This window comes from Terriglobus sp. YAF25, from assembly GCF_052113305.1.
GTDB lineage: Bacteria > Acidobacteriota > Terriglobia > Terriglobales > Acidobacteriaceae > Terriglobus.
The window spans coordinates 1-20336 of the sequence record NZ_JBFRCY010000060.1 but is presented as its reverse complement, the minus strand read 5'-3'; the positions used below and the strand labels follow the sequence as shown (position 1 = coordinate 20336).

Annotated in this window: 20 protein-coding genes; 12 read left to right on the top strand and 8 right to left on the bottom strand. The window is 59.5% G+C overall.

Going from position 1 to position 20336, the window contains the following annotated elements:
* Positions 1 to 187: 187 nt before the first annotated feature.
* Entirely contained in the window at positions 188 to 1093 is a 906-nt protein-coding gene (gene murQ, locus AB4043_RS03940) for an N-acetylmuramic acid 6-phosphate etherase (protein WP_442300448.1), read from the bottom strand.
* Positions 1094 to 1159: 66 nt separating this feature from the next.
* Between murQ and AB4043_RS03935 the strand changes: the two genes are divergently transcribed.
* From AB4043_RS03935 to tldD, 5 genes are all read left to right on the top strand, one after another.
* Positions 1160 to 2224 (top strand): alkaline phosphatase family protein, encoded by a 1065-nt coding sequence (locus tag AB4043_RS03935; RefSeq protein ID WP_442306536.1) that lies wholly within the window; start codon positions 1160 to 1162, stop codon positions 2222 to 2224.
* Positions 2225 to 2388: 164 nt separating this feature from the next.
* Positions 2389 to 3315: a hypothetical protein gene (locus AB4043_RS03930; RefSeq protein WP_442300450.1), complete on the top strand. Its 927-nt coding sequence runs from the start codon at positions 2389 to 2391 to the stop codon at positions 3313 to 3315.
* Positions 3316 to 3428: 113 nt separating this feature from the next.
* Positions 3429 to 3830, top strand: a complete 402-nt coding sequence (locus AB4043_RS03925) for a type II toxin-antitoxin system RelE/ParE family toxin (protein WP_442300451.1) — start codon at positions 3429 to 3431, stop codon at positions 3828 to 3830.
* The gene (locus AB4043_RS03920) at positions 3805 to 4176 is read left to right on the top strand and encodes a helix-turn-helix domain-containing protein (RefSeq protein WP_442300452.1); all 372 of its coding nucleotides are present in this window, start codon (positions 3805 to 3807) and stop codon (positions 4174 to 4176) included. The genes AB4043_RS03925 and AB4043_RS03920 overlap by 26 nt, the downstream gene beginning before the upstream one ends.
* A gap of 60 nt (positions 4177 to 4236) precedes the next feature.
* Positions 4237 to 5679 carry a metalloprotease TldD gene (gene tldD / locus AB4043_RS03915; protein ID WP_442300453.1) on the top strand — a complete coding sequence of 481 codons (1443 nt, stop codon included), beginning with the start codon at positions 4237 to 4239 and terminating at the stop codon, positions 5677 to 5679.
* 197 nt (positions 5680 to 5876) lie between these two features.
* Here tldD and AB4043_RS03910 read toward each other — a convergent pair whose 3' ends face one another.
* Positions 5877 to 6653 (bottom strand): SDR family NAD(P)-dependent oxidoreductase, encoded by a 777-nt coding sequence (locus AB4043_RS03910; protein ID WP_442300454.1) that lies wholly within the window; start codon positions 6651 to 6653, stop codon positions 5877 to 5879.
* Positions 6654 to 6726: 73 nt separating this feature from the next.
* On the opposite strand from AB4043_RS03910, the gene AB4043_RS03905 reads away from it, so the two are divergent.
* Positions 6727 to 8112, top strand: a complete 1386-nt coding sequence (locus tag AB4043_RS03905) for a TldD/PmbA family protein (protein ID WP_442300647.1) — start codon at positions 6727 to 6729, stop codon at positions 8110 to 8112.
* A gap of 569 nt (positions 8113 to 8681) precedes the next feature.
* Positions 8682 to 9764, top strand: coding sequence for an SPL family radical SAM protein (locus AB4043_RS03900; RefSeq protein WP_442300455.1), 1083 nt, complete (start codon positions 8682 to 8684; stop codon positions 9762 to 9764).
* Between the two features lie 121 nt (positions 9765 to 9885).
* On the opposite strand, the gene AB4043_RS03895 is transcribed toward AB4043_RS03900, so the two are convergent.
* Positions 9886 to 10641 carry an ROK family protein gene (locus AB4043_RS03895; RefSeq protein WP_442300456.1) on the bottom strand — a complete coding sequence of 252 codons (756 nt, stop codon included), beginning with the start codon at positions 10639 to 10641 and terminating at the stop codon, positions 9886 to 9888.
* A gap of 168 nt (positions 10642 to 10809) precedes the next feature.
* On the opposite strand from AB4043_RS03895, the gene AB4043_RS03890 reads away from it, so the two are divergent.
* On the top strand, positions 10810 to 12315 hold the full coding sequence (locus AB4043_RS03890) for a diguanylate cyclase domain-containing protein (RefSeq protein ID WP_442306535.1): 1506 nt from the start codon (positions 10810 to 10812) through the stop codon (positions 12313 to 12315).
* Here AB4043_RS03890 and AB4043_RS03885 read toward each other — a convergent pair.
* Both AB4043_RS03885 and AB4043_RS03880 read right to left on the bottom strand, forming a co-directional pair.
* The gene (locus tag AB4043_RS03885) at positions 12284 to 12814 is read right to left on the bottom strand and encodes an SRPBCC family protein (RefSeq protein ID WP_442300458.1); all 531 of its coding nucleotides are present in this window, start codon (positions 12812 to 12814) and stop codon (positions 12284 to 12286) included. The genes AB4043_RS03890 and AB4043_RS03885 overlap by 32 nt on opposite strands.
* 24 nt (positions 12815 to 12838) lie before the next feature.
* Entirely contained in the window at positions 12839 to 13249 is a 411-nt protein-coding gene (locus tag AB4043_RS03880) for a hypothetical protein (protein ID WP_442300459.1), read from the bottom strand.
* A gap of 118 nt (positions 13250 to 13367) precedes the next feature.
* On the opposite strand from AB4043_RS03880, the gene AB4043_RS03875 reads away from it, so the two are divergent.
* Together AB4043_RS03875 and AB4043_RS03870 are read left to right on the top strand one after the other, a co-directional pair.
* Entirely contained in the window at positions 13368 to 13685 is a 318-nt protein-coding gene (locus AB4043_RS03875; protein ID WP_442306534.1) for a twin-arginine translocation signal domain-containing protein, read from the top strand.
* Positions 13628 to 13990 (top strand): sugar phosphate isomerase/epimerase family protein, encoded by a 363-nt coding sequence (locus AB4043_RS03870; protein WP_442306533.1) that lies wholly within the window; start codon positions 13628 to 13630, stop codon positions 13988 to 13990. The genes AB4043_RS03875 and AB4043_RS03870 overlap by 58 nt, the downstream gene beginning before the upstream one ends.
* 394 nt (positions 13991 to 14384) lie before the next feature.
* Here AB4043_RS03870 and AB4043_RS03865 read toward each other — a convergent pair whose 3' ends face one another.
* On the bottom strand, positions 14385 to 14819 hold the full coding sequence (locus tag AB4043_RS03865; protein ID WP_442300461.1) for an NINE protein: 435 nt from the start codon (positions 14817 to 14819) through the stop codon (positions 14385 to 14387).
* Positions 14820 to 15002: 183 nt separating this feature from the next.
* Here AB4043_RS03865 and AB4043_RS03860 point away from each other — a divergent pair, with 183 nt between their 5' ends.
* Both AB4043_RS03860 and AB4043_RS03855 read left to right on the top strand, forming a co-directional pair.
* Positions 15003 to 15206: a hypothetical protein gene (locus AB4043_RS03860; RefSeq protein ID WP_442300462.1), complete on the top strand. Its 204-nt coding sequence runs from the start codon at positions 15003 to 15005 to the stop codon at positions 15204 to 15206.
* A gap of 384 nt (positions 15207 to 15590) precedes the next feature.
* Positions 15591 to 18026, top strand: coding sequence for a M16 family metallopeptidase (locus AB4043_RS03855; RefSeq protein ID WP_442306532.1), 2436 nt, complete (start codon positions 15591 to 15593; stop codon positions 18024 to 18026).
* Between the two features lie 118 nt (positions 18027 to 18144).
* On the opposite strand, the gene AB4043_RS03850 is transcribed toward AB4043_RS03855, so the two are convergent.
* Positions 18145 to 18882: an endonuclease III domain-containing protein gene (locus tag AB4043_RS03850; RefSeq protein WP_442300464.1), complete on the bottom strand. Its 738-nt coding sequence runs from the start codon at positions 18880 to 18882 to the stop codon at positions 18145 to 18147.
* A gap of 61 nt (positions 18883 to 18943) precedes the next feature.
* Positions 18944 to 20336 (bottom strand): RNA polymerase sigma factor RpoD (gene rpoD, locus AB4043_RS03845; RefSeq protein WP_442306531.1); only part of this gene is annotated, 1393 nt, incomplete at its 5' end.

Below are 20336 nucleotides of genomic sequence, written 5' to 3'. Positions count from 1 at the left end.
CCGCTGCACACCCCTTCCGGGATACCCAGCAACAGGGAAAATGCTCTATTTGCTGATCCCCAACAACTGGGTGCCCCATATCTCGGCAACGCCGAGATGTGGGTTTGCAGAATGCTTGGATGACGGTGGCGCTCACCCACATCTGGCGATGCTGCCGCCAGATATGGGGCATCCAGTGTTGAGGTGGTTAGCTTTCCAGTGCTTCGCGTAAGCGGCCGCCGGCTTGTTGCAGCTTGGCGACGGCCGCATCGGTGGAGAGGCCGAGCTTCTGCATCACTACCGCGACCTTTACACTGCCGGCTTCGATCAGCAGTTCGGCGGCAGTTTTCTGATCGACTCCGGTGATCTCCATGATGATGCGGGCGGCGCGATCGACCAGCTTCTCGTTCGTCGGCTGCACGTTCACCATCAGGTTGCCGTAGGTCAGGCCGGTGCGGATCATCAGGCCGGTCGACAGCATGTTCAGCACCAGCTTCGTCGCGGTGCCGGCCTTCATGCGGGTGCTGCCGGTCAGGACCTCCGGGCCGGTGAGAGGAGTGATCTCCATCTCAGCTTCTTTCGCCAGCGGCGAGCCGGGAACACACGACAGGCCAACGGTCAGCGCGCCGATCTCGCGGGCCCAGGCGATAGCGCCCAGAACATAGGGAGTGCGCCCGCTCGCGGCGATCCCGACCAGGGTGTCTCCCGAGGTGAAGTCCGCTGCTTTTAAGTCCGCGGCGCCCTGCTCGCGGGAGTCCTCTGATTTCTCGCTCGACTTACGCAGCGCCGAATCGCCGCCTGCGATCAGGCCCTGCACCAGCGTCGGCGGAACGGAGAAGGTCGGTGGGCATTCCGAGGCGTCGAGCACACCCAGGCGGCCTGAGGTGCCGGCGCCGATATAAAACAGCCGTCCGCCGCCCACGATGCGAGGTACCAAAGCGTCCAACACAGCGGCGATGTGCGGCACCTCGGCTTCCACCGCGGTGATCACGGCCGCGTCCTCGCGGTTGATCAGGCGCAGCATCTCTTCCGTCGGCAGGGAATCGATGGCGGTGGTGCGGGGGTTGCGGCTCTCGGTAGGAATGCTGGCGAGTTGGACAGAATCGATCGGCACGAGACAATTATCTAGTTGCGCCCATGGAGTTGTCAGTTCGGCCGGGGTTGGCGCAAAAGGGGTGTCATGCGGAAGTTCCGTTTCCTTGTTGTCCTGTTTGCGGCAGCCGTCGCCTGCGTAGCGCAGGCGAAGAAGCCTCTGGTGGTTATGGTTTCAGTCGATGGCATGCGGCCCGACTACGTAACCTACGCCGAAGAACACAAGCTGGCCCAGGGCGCTCCCATCGACTACAACATTCCGGAGTTCTGGAACCCGTCGCCGCAGGATGACGGCAGTACGCTCGAAAATGCATCGACGCCTGCGGGCATGCTGAAGGATCTCGAAAAGACCCTCGGCCGCTATCCCAGCAAGGTGGTCGATGTCGCCAACGACCATAAGCGGGTCGCCTTTGCGGTCGCCATCCTGAAGCAGTACCACCCGGGTCTACTGGCAGTGCATCTCGCCGGTCTGGATACGGCGCAGCATGATCACGGTCCCTTCTCGGAGGCGGCCAACGCCGCCGTGCAGGAAGAGGACAAGCTGCTCAAGGAGATCTACGACGCTGCCTACGCGCAGGACAAGAACGTCATCTTCTGTGTGCTGAGCGATCACGGCTTTGAGCCCGTGAACTACTACGTCTCGCTCAAGAGGGCGTTTGTCGATGCTGGGCTGATCGCGGTGGACGCGAAGGGCAACGTCACCTCATGGAAAGCGATGCCGTGGGTCTCGGGCGGAACGGCGGCCATCATGCTCAACGACCCCAACGATGCGGAGACGAAGCAGGCGGTATCGGCGTTGCTGCGTAAGTTGGCGATCGATCCGGCCAACGGTATCGGCCACGTCTACAACCGCGAGGAGACGGTGGCGATGGGCGGCTATCCGGAAGCGGCCTTCCTGGTGGCTTTGCGGCCGGGCTGGCAGGCGATTGCGGAGCTGAAGCCGGAAGTGGCGACCGGAGTTTCGAACCTGGGAGCACACGGCTACCTTGCCAGCGATCCGGCCCTGCGGTCGGCATTTTTCATCATGGGACCCGGCCTGAAACCAGGTAAAGACTTAGGGCTCATCGACATGCGGCAGATTGCCCCCACTTTGGCGGGCGTGCTGGGGGCGCAGCTCTCAACGGCCGATGGCAAGGCGATTGACCTGAAATAGTCCCGCAGATGTCCTGGAGCGTTTTTCCTGTAGGTGTAGCGTAGGGTTTCCGCATCTATGGGCGTTTTCCCGCAAATGAAAACGCCGCAGCACGCTCTTCCGGGATGCCCAGCAACCGGGAAAACGCTCTAAAATAATAGAGATTCTTGGAGAAAACACGAACCATGGCAGCAGCAACCCAGCTCAGCCTGCAGCAGCAGGTCGAAGAGGCCGCCCGCGTCGCGGGTCTTACGGTCAGCAATACCACCTCCGGTGCCGATTTCAGCGGCAAGCCCACTGCGAAGTTCACCCTCGCCAACCCCGAGGGCAAGTCTGAGACGCTGGAGATCAGCGCCGACTTCGACTTCGGCCGCGCGGAGACTCAGGCCGAGCTGAAGACCTACTTTGCCGACTCCGCCAAGCGCCTGAAGAATCCGCGGCCTGACACCTACGTCACCATGCACGGCCTGCCGATCAGCTTCTCGAAGTTCGCGTGGCCCTTCCACACCTCCACCTCGGGCGCGGACACGTACATCGTGCACGGCGAGGCCTGGCTGGAAGACGGAGCGCAGCCGGTGCTGCACGCCAAGGTCTCGGCGTCGATGACGCTGACCTTCGCCGAGATCGTTCCGGCGATGGAGCAGCCCTTCGCCGAGAGCTTCATCTACAACGCCGTCCGCAAGACCATGGACCAGGGCCAGTTGGAGTTTGTGAAATCCGGTAACCGCCAGCCGGTACCGGTCACGACCCGCTACTACTCACGCTGGCGCAAGACCTTCGTCTTCAACGACACCGTCGAGCAGCAGCGCCTCGACTTCATCGCGAAGAAGGTCTTCTGGCTCTCGGGCGTGCTCGGCGGCGGCCAGCCGGTATGGGTGCTCGATCCGCGCGATGCGCAGTATCTGAACACCACGGTCGAAGACCTGAAGAAGGTAGCGACTGCCCTGGCGTCGGACGGCGTCATCCAGCTCACGGCTGGAGCCGAGTATGCGACGCCAACCGAGGGCCTGATGCATCATCGTGCAGAGTATGAGAAGGAAATGCAGGACTCGGTGAACTTCACCAAGCCCCAGTTCAACGAGGATATGCGCGCCGGCAAGGCGAACATGTAGCAATAACAAGATTGGAAAGGCCCTGCGACTATTCCGGAGAAGGAGATAGTCGCAGGGCTTTTTGTTTTAGGGGAGCTTTGTTTTTATAGGAATATTCCTATAATCTAGATGGCGTGACGGCGAAATCACCTGTTGAGCAGAAGCCGAGGTCCGCGGTTATTTCGTGGGAGGGAAATAGCAGAGAAGTTCTTCTCGGATGGCCATCGGCGGTAAGGATTGACTTCGGCAACTCTCTTCGCGAAATGCAGGAAGGGCGTCCGGCACGGCTTGATGTTAGACCGATGCCCTCAATTGGTCAGGGCGTCTTTGAGTTGAAGACGGACGACGAAGCGAAATGGTATCGGCTGTTGTATCTGGCTCGAATCGATGACGTCCTCTATGTCCTTGACTGTTTTGAGAAAGACACTCGCAAGACAGAGAAGAAAGACCTCGATCGAGCAGCAACGCGATTGAAACAGGTACGTCAAAGGCTCATGGAGGAGCGACGGGATGCCAAGCACAAAGGTACAAAATAAGCCGACGCACGTAACCAGAGGAGACATCTTCGATGACCTGGGGCTTTCTCCGCAGGAGGCAGCGGAGGCAAAAGTCAAAGCGGATCTCTGGAGAGATTTGATCGCCCAGATCGAGAAACAGAAGCTCACACAGAAGAATCTGATTCAACTTCTCGGCGTGCATCAGCCTGAAGTCAGCAATCTGCTCAACGGCAAGCTTTCCAAGTTTGCGTTTGGAACCCTGATTCGATATGCCGTCAATTTGAATCTGAATGTGAGCGTTAGGCTGACCGCACCAAAAACCATCAAACGGCCAGTTTCACAAACCTGGGCGCAGGAAAAGCGTCAGAGACGTGCCTCCGCTTAGAGAGTAACCGCGGGCGATGGGAACAGTGTGGCGGACCGTGGAAGCGTAGAATCTGTATTCATGACGATCCCTTCCGCTGCCGACCACAAGCGCTACTTCATCGATACTCTCGGCGTCTCGGAGCGGCTGATGGAGCGCTGCCTAGGTGAGGCTCTTTCCGCCGGTGGTGACTATGCCGATCTTTACTTTGAATCGGTGACGTCAACTTCGATTGGCGTTGATGAATCGCTGGTGAAGTCGGCCAGCCAGGGCATTAGCGTTGGTTGCGGCATTCGGGTTTTGAGTGGTGAGCGGACGGGGTTTGCGTATACCGACGATCTCTCGCCGGAGCGGCTGCTACGTGCTGCTCGTACTGCGGCGTTGATTGCCAGCGGACCGGCGAAGCAGCAGGTACAGGGATTCACCTCGCCCACGACGCCGGAGCTTTATCCTGTCGCAGGCGCCAGCACTGATGCTGAGATCGCCGGCAAGCTGGAGCTGATTCTGCGGGCTGATCGTGCCGCTCGCGCTTACGATTCACGGATTACGCAGGTGCGTGCCGGCTACAACGATGAGCTGCGCCGCATTCTCGTCGCTGCCAGCGATGGTACGTTCGCGAGCGACACGCAGCCGCTGGCTCGTTTCAATGTCTTTGTCATTGCGAAGGATGGAACCAATACGGCGCGCGGCAGCAGCGGTGGGGGCGGACGCATCACCATTGATTACTTTGAGACGGTGAAGACGCCCGAACACTTTGCCCACGAAGCGGCGCGTACGGCCATCCTGCAGCTTGGAGCGATTGCCGCTCCTGCAGGCGAGATGCCGGTCGTGCTTGGTCCTGGCTGGCCGGGTGTGCTGCTGCATGAGGCTGTGGGGCATGGACTCGAAGCAGACTTCAATCGCAAGAAGACCTCGGCGTTCGCGGGTCTTATTGGTCAGCAGGTTGCCAGCTCGAAGGTAACGGTGGTCGATAACGGCATCATCCCCAATCGGCGCGGATCGCTGAACGTCGACGACGAGGGCACACCGACGCGCGAGAATGTGTTGATCGAGAACGGCATCCTGAAAGGCTATCTCTCTGACAAGCTCTCGGCGCGGCTGATGGGGATTCCGTCGACCGGCAGCGGACGCCGTGAGAGCTATCAGCACATCACCATGCCTCGCATGACCAACACCTACATGCTCAACGGCGAGGACATGCCCGAGGACATTATCAAGAGCGTCAAGCGCGGTCTCTATGCGGTGAACTTCGGYGGTGGGCAGGTGGATATCACCAACGGCAAGTTCGTCTTCTCGGCGAGCGAGGCCTATCTGATCGAGGACGGCAAGGTGACGGCTCCGGTGAAGGGGGCCACGCTGATCGGTAATGGGCCCGAGGCGTTGAAGTATGTCTCGATGGTGGGGAATGACCTGGCCCTGGATGAGGGGATTGGCACCTGCGGTAAGAGTGGGCAGAGTGTTCCTGTGGGTGTGGGTATGCCGACGGTGAAGCTCGACAAGATGACTGTGGGTGGAACGAATTAAGGCGTTTGAGATTTTGAAACAACCTTAAGTGCCCCAACAAAAAGCGTAGGTGGGTAGGCAGGCGACAGAGTTATAGAGCGGGCCTTCGGCCCTTTAATTCTTCTTGGGCCGGGTACCTGGGGCGTTGCCCCAGGCTGGTATAGAACGCGCCTTCAGCGCTGAAAACCATTCAACCATTCAACCATTCAACTACTTCCCTAGATCCAGCCGCCGTCGATCACGTGGCACTGGTTTGTGATGGCTGCGCTATCGTCCGATGCGAGAAAGAGCACCAGGCGTGCGACTTCCTCCGGCAGGATCATGCGTTTGATGGCCTGCGCTCCCAGGACCGTGGCGGTGTACTCAGGCGTCAGCCACAGGCGTTGTTGTTTTTCTGTCAAAATCGCGCCCGGCATCACACAGTTCACGCGGACGTTATCTTTGCCGGCGAGATGGGCCAGCGTCTTTGTCAGGCCTACGATTGCGGCTTTGGCGGTGGTGTAGACGGGCAGGTCGGTGGAGGGAATGACCCAGGAGATCGAGCCCATGTTGACGATCGATCCGTGCTGCTTTTGCCGCATGCCGGGAAGCGCAGCCTGCGACAGGAAGAACTGGTGCTTCAGGTTCACGGCCATCAGCTCGTCCCAGCGCTCCGGCGTAACTTCGTCCAGGCTATGACGAATGTCGTTGCCGGCATTGTTGACCAGTACGTCGAGCGCTCCCCATTGCGTTTCTACGGCGCGTAGAGCCTGTTGTGCAGCAGTGGTGTCGGTCAGGTCACAGCGCAGAAAGAGAGGAGCTGGAAAGCCATTCTGTTGCAACCGCAAGGCGAGCGCCTCGCCTGCTTCCTGATGTAGATCCAGGAAGGCGACGCGGGCACCCTGCCGGGCGAAGGCCTCCACGATGGCCTCGCCGATGCCGGTGGCTCCGCCGCTGACCAGCACGACGCGGTCACGCAGGCTGGGGTAGGTCGCAAATTGCGAGGTGTGCTCCATTCCTTCTCCTCTGTCGAGGAGAAGTCTCGCACATCAGGGAGTGGCAGCAGATATCCTTGAAGGCGGAATGACAATGACAACGGAAGAACTCTCGCAGCAACTGGATCTGAACTCTCTCGCACAGCAGGTGGTGGAGCGCGCCCTGCAGGCCGGCGCCACGGACGCCGAGGCTGTGGTCTACGAGGGCGATGAGTTTTCTACCAGCGTCCGTCTGGGCCAGGTCGAGACGCTGCAGGAGTCGGGTTCACGTGCCGTTGGTCTAAGGGTCTTTATCGGGCAGCGGACGGCGAACACGTCTTCGTCGGATCTGTCGGAAGCATCGATCCGCCGCCTGGTGGAAGGTGCAGTCGGACTGGCGAAGATTACCAGTGAAGATCCCTTCGCCGGACTTCCGGAGCCGGATGAGTTTGGTTCGTTGTCCGGCGATCTGGGCCTGTACTTCGACGATGTCTACTCGCTTCCGGTGGAGCAGCGCATCGAGATGGCGCGCCGGTGCGAGGCTGCGGCGATGGCGGCGGATACGCGCATCCAGAACTCCTCAGGAGCGGACTTCGACGCCGCTACCTCGCGCAAGATCGTCGTTAACTCGCGCGGCTTCAGTGGCGAGTATCGCCGCAGCTACTGCGGGTTCTCTGTCTCTCCCATCGCGCAGGACACGACGGGAACCATGCAGCGCGACTACTGGTACTCCGCGGCACGGCGTATTGGAGCTCTGGAGTCACCCGAAGAGGTCGGAAAAGAAGCGGCCCGCCGCGCCCTGCGCCGCCTGGGAGCGCGTCGTGTGCCGACGCAGAAAGCTCCGGTCGTCTTCTCGCCGGAGATCGCGCGCAGCCTGATGTCGAATATCTTCGATGCTGCGAACGGGGACGCGATCTATCGCCACGCCAGCTTCTTCGCCGGCCAACTCGGCGAGCAGGTTGCCGGAGAGAACGTCACCATCGTCGATGACGGGACGCTGGTCTTCAACGGTGCGGCGGGGTTCGGTACCTCGCCTTTCGATGGAGAGGGCCTGCCGACGCGCCGCACCGTTATTGTCGAGAACGGCGTGCTGAAGAGCTACGTCCTCAACAGCTACACCGGCCGCAAGCTGGGGCTGCGGTCGACGGGCAATGCTTCGCGCGGCCTGGCGGGCACGCCTGGTATCGGTGCGGGGAACTTCTTCCTGCAGCCCGGCAGCATCACGCCGCAGCAGTTGATCGGCGATGTGAAGAGCGGCCTGTACGTAACGGAGACGATGGGCTTCGGGGTGAACCTGGTGACGGGCGATTATTCGCAGGGCGCCAGCGGTCTGTGGATCGAGAATGGCGAGCTGGCGTATCCGGTGGAAGAGATCACCATCGCCGGCAATCTGAAGGACATGTACCGCAATATTGTGGCGATCGGGAATGATCTGAACTTCCGGTCATCGAGTGCGAGCCCGACGATTCGGATTGAAGGAATTACGATTGCGGGAAGTTAGAACGTATCACCAGTATCCGGTGAGCCCATAATCGGGTGCCCCAGGTACGCGAAGCTTACCTGGGAGTATCGAGCGCAAGCTCGATCCGTTCTTTGATTACTCGTGGCTTCTTCGCCCACCCTAACTTCGTGAGGGTGGGGCACCCGGTTTGGGATGTCTCGGTAGAGAAGCGGGTCCTTCGCCTCCCTGCCCCAGCCAGCGAAGCTGGCCGGGGACCCCGTTCGGCTCAGGATGACAAACAAAAAGATATTGATAGGTAGCGTAGAAGATTCCTTCCCATCAGCAGGGAACCGTGTCATCATCGCGGCATTATGTACAAACGTTCGATCGTCCTCGCACTTCTGATGTTGTTCTGCTTTGCACCTCTCGCCGACGCCATGATGGCTCGGACTCACCGTACCAATGTTCGTGCGCACCGTCGCCATAAGGCGGCCCGCCGCCATTACCATCGCGGTTAGAAGCTCTCCATCCAATGGGCGTTTTCTGCAACGAAAACGCCGCTGTACGCCCTAAATCCTTCCACAGAATGCACGCTTGACGGACCGCTGGAACGGGCCTAAGCTCGTTTCATGGATGGCGAAGAAAAAGCGAAAGAACTCTTCCCCATTCTGCCGGGAGCTACCGGTATGGTCCGTATGGCGGCGCAGGCCGAACATGTAGATGACGGCCACGATGTCGAGTTCTGCGGGATGAAGGTTAGCGGCATCCTCAACCGCTCCGTTTCCAAGCGGATGCATTGGATGGCCTGGAGCATTAACCCTTACCGCGGATGCGAGTTTGGTTGCCGCTACTGCTATGCGCGGTATACCCATGAGTTTCTGGCGCCGAAGGATGGACCTGCGGAAGGCCAGCCGGACTTTCACGATCCGGAGGTCTTCGAACGGAAGATCTTCGTCAAGGAGAACGCAGCCTGGCTGTTGGAGCAGGAGTTGCGCCGGCTGGAGAGACAGGGACACATCACGGACGAGATCGCGCTCGGTACGGCGACCGATCCATGGCAGCCGATCGAGCGGCGGCAGAAGGTGACGCGGAGCCTGCTGGAGGTTCTGGCGCGCCGTAGCGGAATCCGTCTCGGCATCGTGACCAAGTCCACGCTTATCCTCCGTGACCTCGATCTGCTGCAGGAGATCGCCCGCAAGAGCGTTCTGGTGGTGCACCTCACCGTCACCACACCGGACGTGGAGCTGGCGCGGAAGCTGGAGCCGCGCGCTCCGCGTCCCGACTTGCGGCTGGCGACCGTGCAGAAGCTCCGTCAGGCGGGCATCATCGTGGGCGTTCTGAACTCACCGCTGCTGCCCGGTATTACCGACACCATGACAGCGATCGATCGCATGGCGAAGCTGGCCGCTGACCACGGAGCCTGTTTCTTTGCCGCCAACCCGCTGTTCCTGAAACCGTGTTCGCGACCTACCTACCTGAGCTTCATCCGCGAACACTTTCCCGACCTGGGGCCGGAATACGCCCGCCGGTTCCAGGATCGGGACTTTGCCGACAAAGCCTACGCTGCACGCCTGAGCGCGATGGTAACGGCGATCTGCCGCAAGCACGGCCTGAATAAGCGTGCGATGGACTCCCTGCTCTCGCAGGAGACCGCACAGAAGATGCCTGCGGCGGCTGTGAGGGGACCGGCGCAGCAACGGCTCTTTGGTTGAATAGTTGAATTGTTGAATAGTTGAATAGTGTCTCGGGACGTCGGTGTTCCAGCCCGCGAACTCTGCGGCTGCCACAGGGGCTAAGGGAACTATTCAACCATTCAACTATTCAACCAACCAACTAGCTTTTCCGGGGATGCGCTTCCTGGTGCTTCTGTGCCGCTGACAGGCGGACATGCGCCCGGCCGGCATCGATGGCGGCGTGAGGCGATGCCTCTTTCTTCGGAGGTTCCCAGAGGCGGAAGCCGCCGGCAAAGGCGTTCACGTTTTCGCCGAGCAGGACGCCCTCGGGCAGTTCGTCCAGCAGCTTGGCATTGCCTCCGCCGAGCACCACGTATTCGCAGAGCAGGGCAGCGCGCAGGCGCTCGATGATGTCGTGGACAGACCGCTGCCAGCGCTTGCGGCCGCGGCGTTCCAGGCCCTCTTTGCCGACATACTCTTCGTAGGTTTTGCCCTTGCGATAGGGCAGGTGTGCCAGCTCCATGGGAGCGATGGCGCCGTCCAGAATCATTGCGGAGCCCAGGCCGGTGCCCAGGCCGAGAAAGAGCATGCGGCCGCCCTTGTAGCTGCCCAGGGCCTGCATGGCTGCATCGTTCAGGATGCGGACCGGCTTCCCGAAGGCCGCTTCATAATCAAAGTCCACCCAGCCGGAGCCGAGATTATGCGGTTCGTCGGCCGGGCGGTTGCCGACCACCGGACCAGGAAAACCAATGGAGACGCAGTCGTACTGCCAGGATTCGGTAGCTGCCAGTACCTCTTCTGCCATGTAAGTGGCAGTCGCGTCCGGTCCGGAAGCGATCTTGATGGCGGTCTTTTTTCCGGTGGCCAGGACTTTGATATGGGTGCCGCCGACATCGATCACCAGGACTTTACGCATGTAGATGTGCTCCAATCACATTTCAACATTACCCAAAACCGTTACCGTCGCGGATYTGCAGAAAAACTTCTGCTGCAATGCGGCGTTTCGGATGGGATAGTAACAGTAATTGATGCCTTGGAAATCTCTGCTGAACTGGAAGGCGCAGGTCTGTAGTCCGGGAGCCTGATGCGGCAAGAATTGTTCGATCTGATCATGGTCCCGCTGATGACCTTCTTTTTTGCCGCGCTGCAAAAGGGAAGGCCGCAGCGTCGCTACCGGCTATGGCTCGCCGGCTGGCTGCTGGAGCTTACCAGCATGGCCATCTGGGAGTGGGAGCAGATCTCCCATATCAGCACCCCCGTCATTGAGACGGTACGGATATGGGCCATCGTCTTTGCGGGAATCGCTTTCCTACTCTCCTTCGGGCAGAAGGACCTTACGTTCCGGCAGTTGTGCAGCTTTGGCCTTGCGCTGAGTGTTCCTGCGTGCCTTGGAATTCTCCTGATCAATAACGGGACGGCACGCAAGTGGATGATCGTTGTTCTGATCGTCGGCGGGGAGGTGCTGGCGGACTGGTCGCTGCGGCGTAGCTATGGCTTGCAATCGAAGGTGCGGCTGCTGGTGCTCGATATCCTGGCGGTGGTCTCCGGCGCGGTCATGCTCCGGCTGGTAGCCACCAATCAGATGGAGGTGATCTACGCCGTCATTCTGGCGGAGATCTTCACTGCCTGCGGTCTGATGTTCCTGACGCTGCCGTCACGCAACCTCGCGGGCCAGTGGATCGCATCGCAGGGCTTCTTCTTCTGGGCGCTGCAATATCCGCTGTACTGGTGGATGGGGGACAGACCCGGCTGGGAATCGTCCTTCATCCTCTCGGCCAACGAGGCTGCGCTTCGGGTCTACGGCTATGGCATGGAAGAGTTCCTCGGGTTGTCGGTTCCGGAGATCTTCCCGCCGGAGGATGCAGCGGCACGCGCGGAGATGTTGCGGTATGAACGAAGGTTCGAAAGGTATCAGACGCTCACCCGCCGAAAGGATGGAAGCAGCTTTCACGCGGAGATGACGATGTATCCGGTTACCTTCCAGGGCCAGTGGGCGCGGTTTCTGCTGGTGGTCGACACGACTGAGCACGTGGAACTCAACCGGGAGCTGGTGCGCCAGGCACAACACGATCACCTGACTGGTCTGCCGAACAGGACGCTGTTGGAAGACCGCATGAGCCAGTGGCTTGCCATCGCGCAGCGCAGCGACAAACCGGCGGCGCTAATGACGCTCGATCTCGACCGCTTCAAACATATCAACGACACCTACGGCCATCTGGTTGGCGATGAGTGCCTGAAACAGGCAGCAGCGCGGATGCAGTCGCGTATTCGGCAGAGCGATACACTGGCGCGCACCGGTGGCGAGGAGTTCACCCTGATCGTCAACCACATCTCGTCAGAGGATGGCGCCAGGAGCCTGGCAGAAAGCCTGCTACGGCTATTTGACCGGCCATTGCATATCAACGGTCTGATTATCCCCATCACCATCAGTATCGGTGTCGCTATCTATCCGGCAGACGCTCACGATCTGGACACGCTGCGTCAACTCTCAGACGATGCCCTCTACCAGGCCAAGCGGACAGGACGGAACCGCGTGGTCTTCGCCGGGCACATGCCTGCTACGGATGTTCGGCAGCTGACTTCAGATTAGTCAGGCCGCGCTCAAAGTCCGGACCAACCATCTTGTCCATGCTGGTAAAGACCATCATGAGCTTCGTCATGAAGCTGGAGGGGCCGTCCATGGTCCAGCGGACTGTCGTGGGGCCGGCAGGCGAACCGGAGTAGTAGAACATTGCCGTGTTCTTGCCTTCGAAGGGCTTGATGAAGTCCAGACGGATGCCGGTCTTTTCCGGCGTGGCGGAGAGGATCTCCATCTCGCCTTCGCCGACCTTACTGTTGCCCTTCCAGTGATAGATGGCGCCCGTTCCCGAGTCTGGTCCGGAGTAAGTTACCTGCATCGCTGGGTCGAGCTTTGCCCACGGAGACCATGCGTCCCAGTGATGGAAGTCGGTGACGAAGGCGGCGATCTTTTCCGGCGGAGCTGCAATGGTGGCGGAACGCTCGACGTGGAAGGTGGCCGGCTTGGTAGCGGCCAGAACCAGAATGATGACTACGGCGAGAACAAAGACAGCTGCAATCAGCTTCAACATGCGAAGCCTCCCGGATTGAGATTATTATTGCGCCGCTGCGGGCTTATCGTCAGCCTTCGGCTTGTCGTCTTCTGCCTTCTTGGCCGTGAAGGTGCCGGGATAGCCGAGAGGCTGTACATCGATGGTGCCAGCCAGTGAGCCGTCTTCCGCGATGGTGCCGACCCAGGTCAGAATGAGCGCCTGGCCTTCATACTCGCCGCCATGCTTGAAGGTAAGCTTCGTGTCCTCCAGCGTCCCAGTCACGTCGTACGACTTGTTGCTGAGCGAGCATTTCCCGGTGATCTTATTGTCTTTGTCGATCGAGAACGTGCAGCTCTCATTGACCGGATAGCCGTTGACGTCGCCATAGATCTTCCAACTGCCTGCAACAGGAGTGGTGGTGGCGGCAAAGGCGGTGGCCGTTAGCGAGAGTACAAGCGCGGCGAAGCGTTTCATCGATGGTCTCCTCGGGGATGGGTGCAGCCAATATTACATGACGCAGATTGACAAGCCACCAGAAAAGCGCAGAGACTCGCAATCGAAGGTTTCCCACAAGGAGAAAAGAGAGATGCGGATGAATCGGCGGCAGTTTATGGGCGGCGCGGCGGCGGTTGCGGCGGCAGGTGTGATGGGACGGATGGCATGGGCCGATCCGCTCGGCCTGCCTCTCGGTATCCAGCTTTACACCGTGCGCGATCCCATGATGAAAGACACCGTGGGCACCGTGAAGCAGATTGCCGGGATGGGCTACAAGGAAGTTGAGACGGCTGGTTACGGCACCATTAAAACAGCGGCCGAGTTCCGCAAGGTGCTGGATGACGCCGGTCTGAAGTGGTGGATGGCGTTCCAGGCTACGACTATCTGCTCAAGAACACCAACCCGGCCAATGTGAAGTTCGAGATCGACTGCGGCTGGATCACCGTCGCCGGATACAAGCCGGGCGACTACGTGAAGAAGTTCCCCGGTCGCATCAAGATGCTGCACATCAAGGACTTCTCAAGTTGGGAGAGCGGTAAGACCGGCGAGAGCGCCAAGGGTACGGAGATCGGCAAGGGCAAGGTGGACTATAAGGCGATCTTCGCCAGCGTAAAGGGCACCGGAGTCGAGCATATCTTCGTCGAGCAGGAAGCTCCTTACACGCTGCCTCCGCTTGAGGCGGCAAAGGCCGACTTCGACTATCTGCATTCGCTGTCGTAAGCGGAGATTGACTCAAGTACAAAGCGCGGGCTCAAGAGCCCGCGCTTTTGTTGTTAGGAAGGGCTAGAGGGATCGACATGTTTGATAGAGCCCATGCACTGGATGCCCATCCATCGCAACGCAATGGGTGGGATATTGGGAGCCCGAGCGAATTTGTTTATCAGAGTGGTGCCCCCGGGCATATGAGCCCGGCTTTTCCCTCGCAGGCAGAATTTCTTCTACGGTGTGTTCATAGATTCGCTTTGCATTGGGAGTTATAGAGCGGGCTTTCAGCCCTTTGATCGTTTCACATGCCCCGAAACCTGGGGCCTTGCCCCAGGCTGGGTATAGAACGCGCCTTCAGCGCTCAGAGTACTGGTTCGACCGAATTTATCGATACGCCCAAGAGCATGTCCTATGCAACCCGCGTGCCGCATTTCGGGCAGAACTGGGCGCCCTGCTCCAACTGCGCACCGCACTGGCTGCAGACACGGCCGTTGGCGTGATAGGGATTATGGTTGTTAGCGGGCGGGGTTGCAGGCGCCGGTGTGCCATTCAGAATCATCTGCTGTATCTGTAGAGCCAGCAGAGCGTTGTACTCTCGCACACGTCCCGGCATGAAGAAGCACTCAACCAGTGCAACCAGGCCAGGAATCCCGGTCCAGAAGAAACAAGCGTACAGGATACCCATGCTGTTGCGCTTCAGGTAGAAGTGATGTGCGCCGAAGCTTCCCAGGAAGAAGGCGAACAGGATGCCTGCGACCTCATCCTTACGCTGATTCTGATATTCGGAGTAGAAGTACGCGCGCTGCGCGTCTGTCATGCCTGCTGTGTAAGGATCGCCTGTCATCCGATACCTCTTTCTCTCGCAGCCAGATACGCAGCCGGTGAAGTTGCGGTTCCGTAGATATATAGCAGAATGTCGGTCTGGTTTTGTCGGAATTTACAGCTTCCGGAAAGAGGCGCATGATGCTTGGCAAGGCAACGTGAGGGCGTTGCCGCGATCTCTAATCGAATCGAATGGAGGTTTCTTATGCAGATTTCGAACGGTCAATGCGGGCTTTGTTCTCACTTCGGTGAGACGCATAGAGACAACAAACTTATCTCCATTGTCACCAGCCACCAGGCGGAAGCAACGGTAGTGGACGACTGCGGTCATCCGAAGCATTCCGGCCTGCACCTGAAGGTCACTCCGATCAGCGGTTGCGACGGGTTTACTCCGGCGGCCGCAGCTTAGTCTCCCTCATCCCACCCATTTCACATGGAGGCTGCGCATGGCGCAGCCTCTTTCGTTTTGGCGTGGACGGAGATACGCTAGGGCGTGTCATCCAATTGCTGTGGTCAGCGCCGGGAGCAGATTTTTCTGAGCTCTAGGAGTGAGGAGAGAACTGTAGCTGGTCTACTGGAACGACGAATGACGAAGAGATTGGGAAAATCTGCCCGGCCCTTGGGTTGCGGTGCAAATTCGTCCATACTTCGTTGTCGGCCTCGACAGTGGGAACAACCACAGCCTTCGACCTCCGCCTCGTCTGGACGAATTTTCGCTCGCAACGCTGACGACAGCAATTGGATGACACGCCCTGAAGTGAACCCAATTCTGCTTCCACGGAGTAGGTCCCCAATGAAACTGCGCATTGCAGCTCTCTTTTCTGCTTTCGTCCTTACCGTCTCTTCGCTGGCGCAGACATCAGCGATTAAAGCGCCCACCATGGCCTACGAAGAGTACCGTCTGCCCAACGGTCTGCAGGTTCTTCTTACCGAAGATAAGTCCCTGCCTCTGGTCAGCGTGAACGTCTGGTATCACGTCGGCGCGGTGAATGAACGCCCAGGCCGCACCGGTTTCGCGCATCTCTTCGAACACATGATGTTTGAAGGATCGAGGAATGTGGGTGAGAAGAATCACTTCAAGTATCTCGAGGCGGCAGGCGCATCCGACATCAACGGAAGCACGAACTTCGACCGTACGAACTACTTCGAGACGGTGCCCTCGAATCAGCTTGAGCTCGCCTTGTGGCTGGAGAGCGACCGCATGGGTTTTCTGCTGGATACGCTGGATCGCGCCAAGCTGACCAATCAGCGGGATGTAGTGCGGAATGAGCGCCGCCAGTCGCGTGAGAACCAGCCTTACGGTGTTGTGGAAGAAGAGGTCTACGGCAACCTGTTCCCGGAACCGCATCCCTACCACGGTGTCGTGATCGGTTCGCACAAGGACATCGAGGCGGCACGCCTGGTTGATGTCCGCGACTTCTTCAAGACCTACTATGCGCCGAATAATGCCACGCTGGTCGTCGCCGGCAGCTTCGATAAGGCTCAGGCAAAGGCTCTGGTGGAGAAGTACTTTGGTCCCTTGCAGAAGGGTGAGACCGTACCGAAGCTCGATGTCGTGACGCCGTCGATCACGGAAGAGAAGCGGCTCACGGTGACCGATACCGTGCAACTGGAGAAGGTCTACCTTGCATGGCTCTCGCCCAAGGCGTTTGCTCCGGGCGATGCCGAGATGGACATCACAGCCGATGTTCTGGGCGGTGGGCGTTCCAGCCGTCTGTATAAGAAGCTGGTCTACGAGCAGCAGATCGCACAGGCAGCGCAGTGCTACAACGAGTCAGCTCAGGTGGCTTCGATCTTCAATTGCGAGAYCACAGCACGTCCCGGTACCAAAGCTGCAGATCTGGAGAAGGCCGCGAACGCGGTGATCGATGAGTTTCTGAAGAATGGTGCGACGCCGGAAGAGCTGGAGCGTGCCCGCACCAAATCCATCGCCAGCCTGATTCGTCCCCTGGAGCGCATTGGTGTTGTTGCAGACAAGCTGAATTACTACAACCATTTCACCGGCGACCCCGGATATCTTCCGAAAGATATCGCCCGCTATCAGAATGCGGATGGTGCTTCTGTGATGAAGTATGCGCAGGATCTGCTGGCGAGCAATCATCGTGTCGTTGTCTATGGTGTGCCCGGTGAGAAGGTGATTCATGACGTTGCGCGCAGTCCGGAGAATACGGATGCCGACGTCAAGATCGAAAAGGAGTATACCGCCGAGTTTGATGCGGCGCAGGCATGGCGCAAGACTGCGCCCAAGCCCGGACCGACGCCGTCCTTTGCTCTCCCGGTGCCGCAGACCTTTACGCTCGCGAATGGCCTGAAGGTCTATGTGGCGGAGAACCATAAGCTGCCGCTCTTTGCTGCGAACCTGGTTTCACTCAGTGGAGCTTCGCAGGATCCAACGGATAAGCCCGGCGTTGCCGGCTTCGCTGCGGCGATGCTGACCGAGGGGACGAAGACTCGCTCGGCGACGGCGATTGCGGATCAGACGGGAGACCTTGCGCTCTCACTCAACGGAACCGCTACCTCTGACGCGATGAGTGTCTCTGTGGGCGGACTGACGACGAAGCTGGACAACGCCGTCGACCTCTTTGCGGATGTGGCGTTGCATCCTGCCTTCGATGGAGGTGAGGTGGAGCGTGTGCGCAAGCGCCGCCTGACGCAGTTGCTGCAGCAGCGCGATCAGCCGCCGATCGTGGCGCAGCAGGTCGGCGCTGCCGCCCTGTTTGGTCCCACAAGCGCCTATGGGCACAACTCGCTCGGCAAGCCGGACGGCTACACCTACGGGGCAAGCTCGCGCTTTACCTTCCGCCGCGGCAATGGGCCGTTCCTGGCTGGTGCTTCTGTTCGTACGGATGTCACTGCGCCGGCTGCCAAAGAGCTGATGCGTGAGCTGACGCGCATCCGCACCGAGCCGTTGAGCGATAGCGAGCTGAAGATGGCGCGCGACAGCTATGCCCGTTCGCTGCCTGGCGACTTCGAAACCAACGCTGGTGTGGTTGGGGCCATGGGCAATATCTTCACCTATGGTCTACCGCTTACGTACTATCGTGCTCTGCCTGCGAAGGTCGATGCAGTGACGTTGAAGCAGTCTGCAGAGGCAGCGACCTCCTACATCCATCCAGACCAGATGATTCTGGTTGCCGTTGGCGACAAGGCCAAGATCGAAGCCGGTCTGAAAGATCTGAATCTGGCGCCGATTGAGGAGTGGAYCGTCGACGCAACACCGAAGCAGTAGAGCATTTTCCCTGTGGGTGTAGTGTAGGGCTTCCGCACCCTATGGGCGTTTTCCGCAATGAAAACGCCGCTGTACGCTCTTCCGGGATACCCAGCAACGGGGAAAACGCTCTAGTTCGTCAATCGACCGGATATGGGCCACGCTTCGGCGTGGCCCTTTCCTTGCCCGTCGGGCATAGATCAAGCAGCGGGCACTTGCGGCAGCGCAGCTCATTCTTCGTGCACAGTGTCTGTCCATGCAGTTTGAAGAGTGAGTGATCTTCGTCCAGCATCTCCGGCGTCCATTCCTCAGGCACCAGCGCCATCAGGTCTGCCTCCACCTGGCGCGCATCGGCTTTGGGAGAACTTAGGCCCAACCTCTGCGCAATGCGTTGGTGATGGCCGTCGATACACAGCGCGCGGCGACGTAATGTGGTGAAGTTGACGACGGCCGCGGAGGTCTTCACGCCGACACCTGGAAGCTGCTCGATCCAGGCGCGGATCTTCTCCGTGCGATATCGCCCGAGCGGCTCCAACCGCAGCACGCCGATGCGGTCGCTGATCTGCTGGAGCGTTTCCTTCAACTGGTGCGATTTCTTCTCGTAGTGCGTTACCGGCCGAATGACCTCTTCAATCTCCTCGATGGAGGCATCGCGCAGCCGTGTCCAGTCACCCTGCCAGCCATCGAAGCGGTTGCGCAGGTCGCGGATGATCTGCAGCGACACTTCTGTCTTGGTACGGGCCGAGAGCAGTGAATAGATCAACTGTGTCAGCGGGTCCCACACATCGCGCGGAGCGGGCTTGCCATAGAAGGCAAGCAGCCGCTGATGAAGCTCCGGCAGGATGTTCGGCGGTGTGGGTTCGAAGAGCGAAGACATTTGAACAATACAAAGGCCGCGAGCGAATCGCGGCCTTTGTCTCTATGCTAACGCGGCAGCGTTAGATCTCTTTCACGCCATCGACGAAGGCACGCAGCTTGCGGCTGCGGCTGGGATGACGCAGCTTGCGCAGCGCCTTGGCTTCGATCTGGCGGATGCGCTCGCGGGTGACCTGGAAGCTCTGGCCGACTTCTTCGAGCGTGTGCTCGGAGCCGTCTTCGAGGCCGAAGCGCATCTTGATCACGCGCTCTTCGCGCGGGGTCAGCGTGCGCAGTACCTGCGAGGTGTACTCCTTCAGGTTCACCGAGATCACGGCGTCGGACGGAGAGACGGCCATGCGGTCTTCAATGAAGTCGCCAAGGTGCGAATCTTCCTCTTCACCGATCGGCGTCTCCAGCGAGATGGGCTCCTGCGCGATCTTCAGGACCTTGCGGACCTTCGCGACCGGGATATCCATACGCTTCGCGATCTCTTCCGAGCTGGGCTCGCGGCCAAGCTCCTGCACCAGCTGACGGCTGGTGCGGATCAGCTTGTTGATGRYCTCGAYCATGTGCACCGGGATACGGATSGTRCGGGCCTGGTCSGCSAKSGCKCGSGWGATSGCCTGRCGGATCCACCAGGTGGCGTAGGTGGAGAACTTGTAACCGCGGCGGTACTCGAATTTATCGACGGCCTTCATCAGGCCGATGTTGCCTTCCTGAATCAGGTCGAGGAACTGCAGGCCGCGATTGGTGTACTTCTTCGCGATGGAGACCACGAGACGAAGGTTGGCCTCGATCAGCTCACGCTTGGCCTTCTCCGCGTCCATGTCGCCCTGGATCATCTCGCGCTGCGTGCGCTTCAGCTCCTCGATGGTGAGGCCGGCTTCGCTCTCCAGGCGCTCCAGGTCGGTGCGGCAGTTCTTCTGCTGGCGGCGGTATTCCTTCTTCAGCTCTTCGGAACGCGATGCCTCGAACTTCTGGTCCAGCGACTTGATCTGGCGCTCCAACGTACGCATGGAGTCGACGGTCTTGTTGACCTTGTCGAGCAGGCGCTTCTTCTCAGAGTTGGTGTACTTCAGCTCGCGCACGATGCGCGTCGCCTTCACACGCTCGCGCCCGACCAGCCAGCGGTGCTTGCGCTGATCCTTGTGCGACTTCAGCTTGCCATCGGCCAGCTTGGCCGTGTACTCCTCGGCCTTCTTCTGGTGATTGGAGATAGCGTCGATCTTCTTGACGGTCGCCTTGACGCGCGACATCAGAATCTCTTCGGTCAGCTCTTCTTCGTCGAAGGTGACAACTTCCTTGATGTTGCGTACGCCGCGCTTCAGGTCGTCGCCTAGAGCGAGAATCTCGCGAATGACGATCGGCGAGCGCGAGATGGCCTTCATGACGCGCAACTGGCCGCGCTCAATGCGCTTCGCGATCTCAACTTCGCCCTCACGGGTAAGCAGCGGAACCGTACCCATCTCGCGC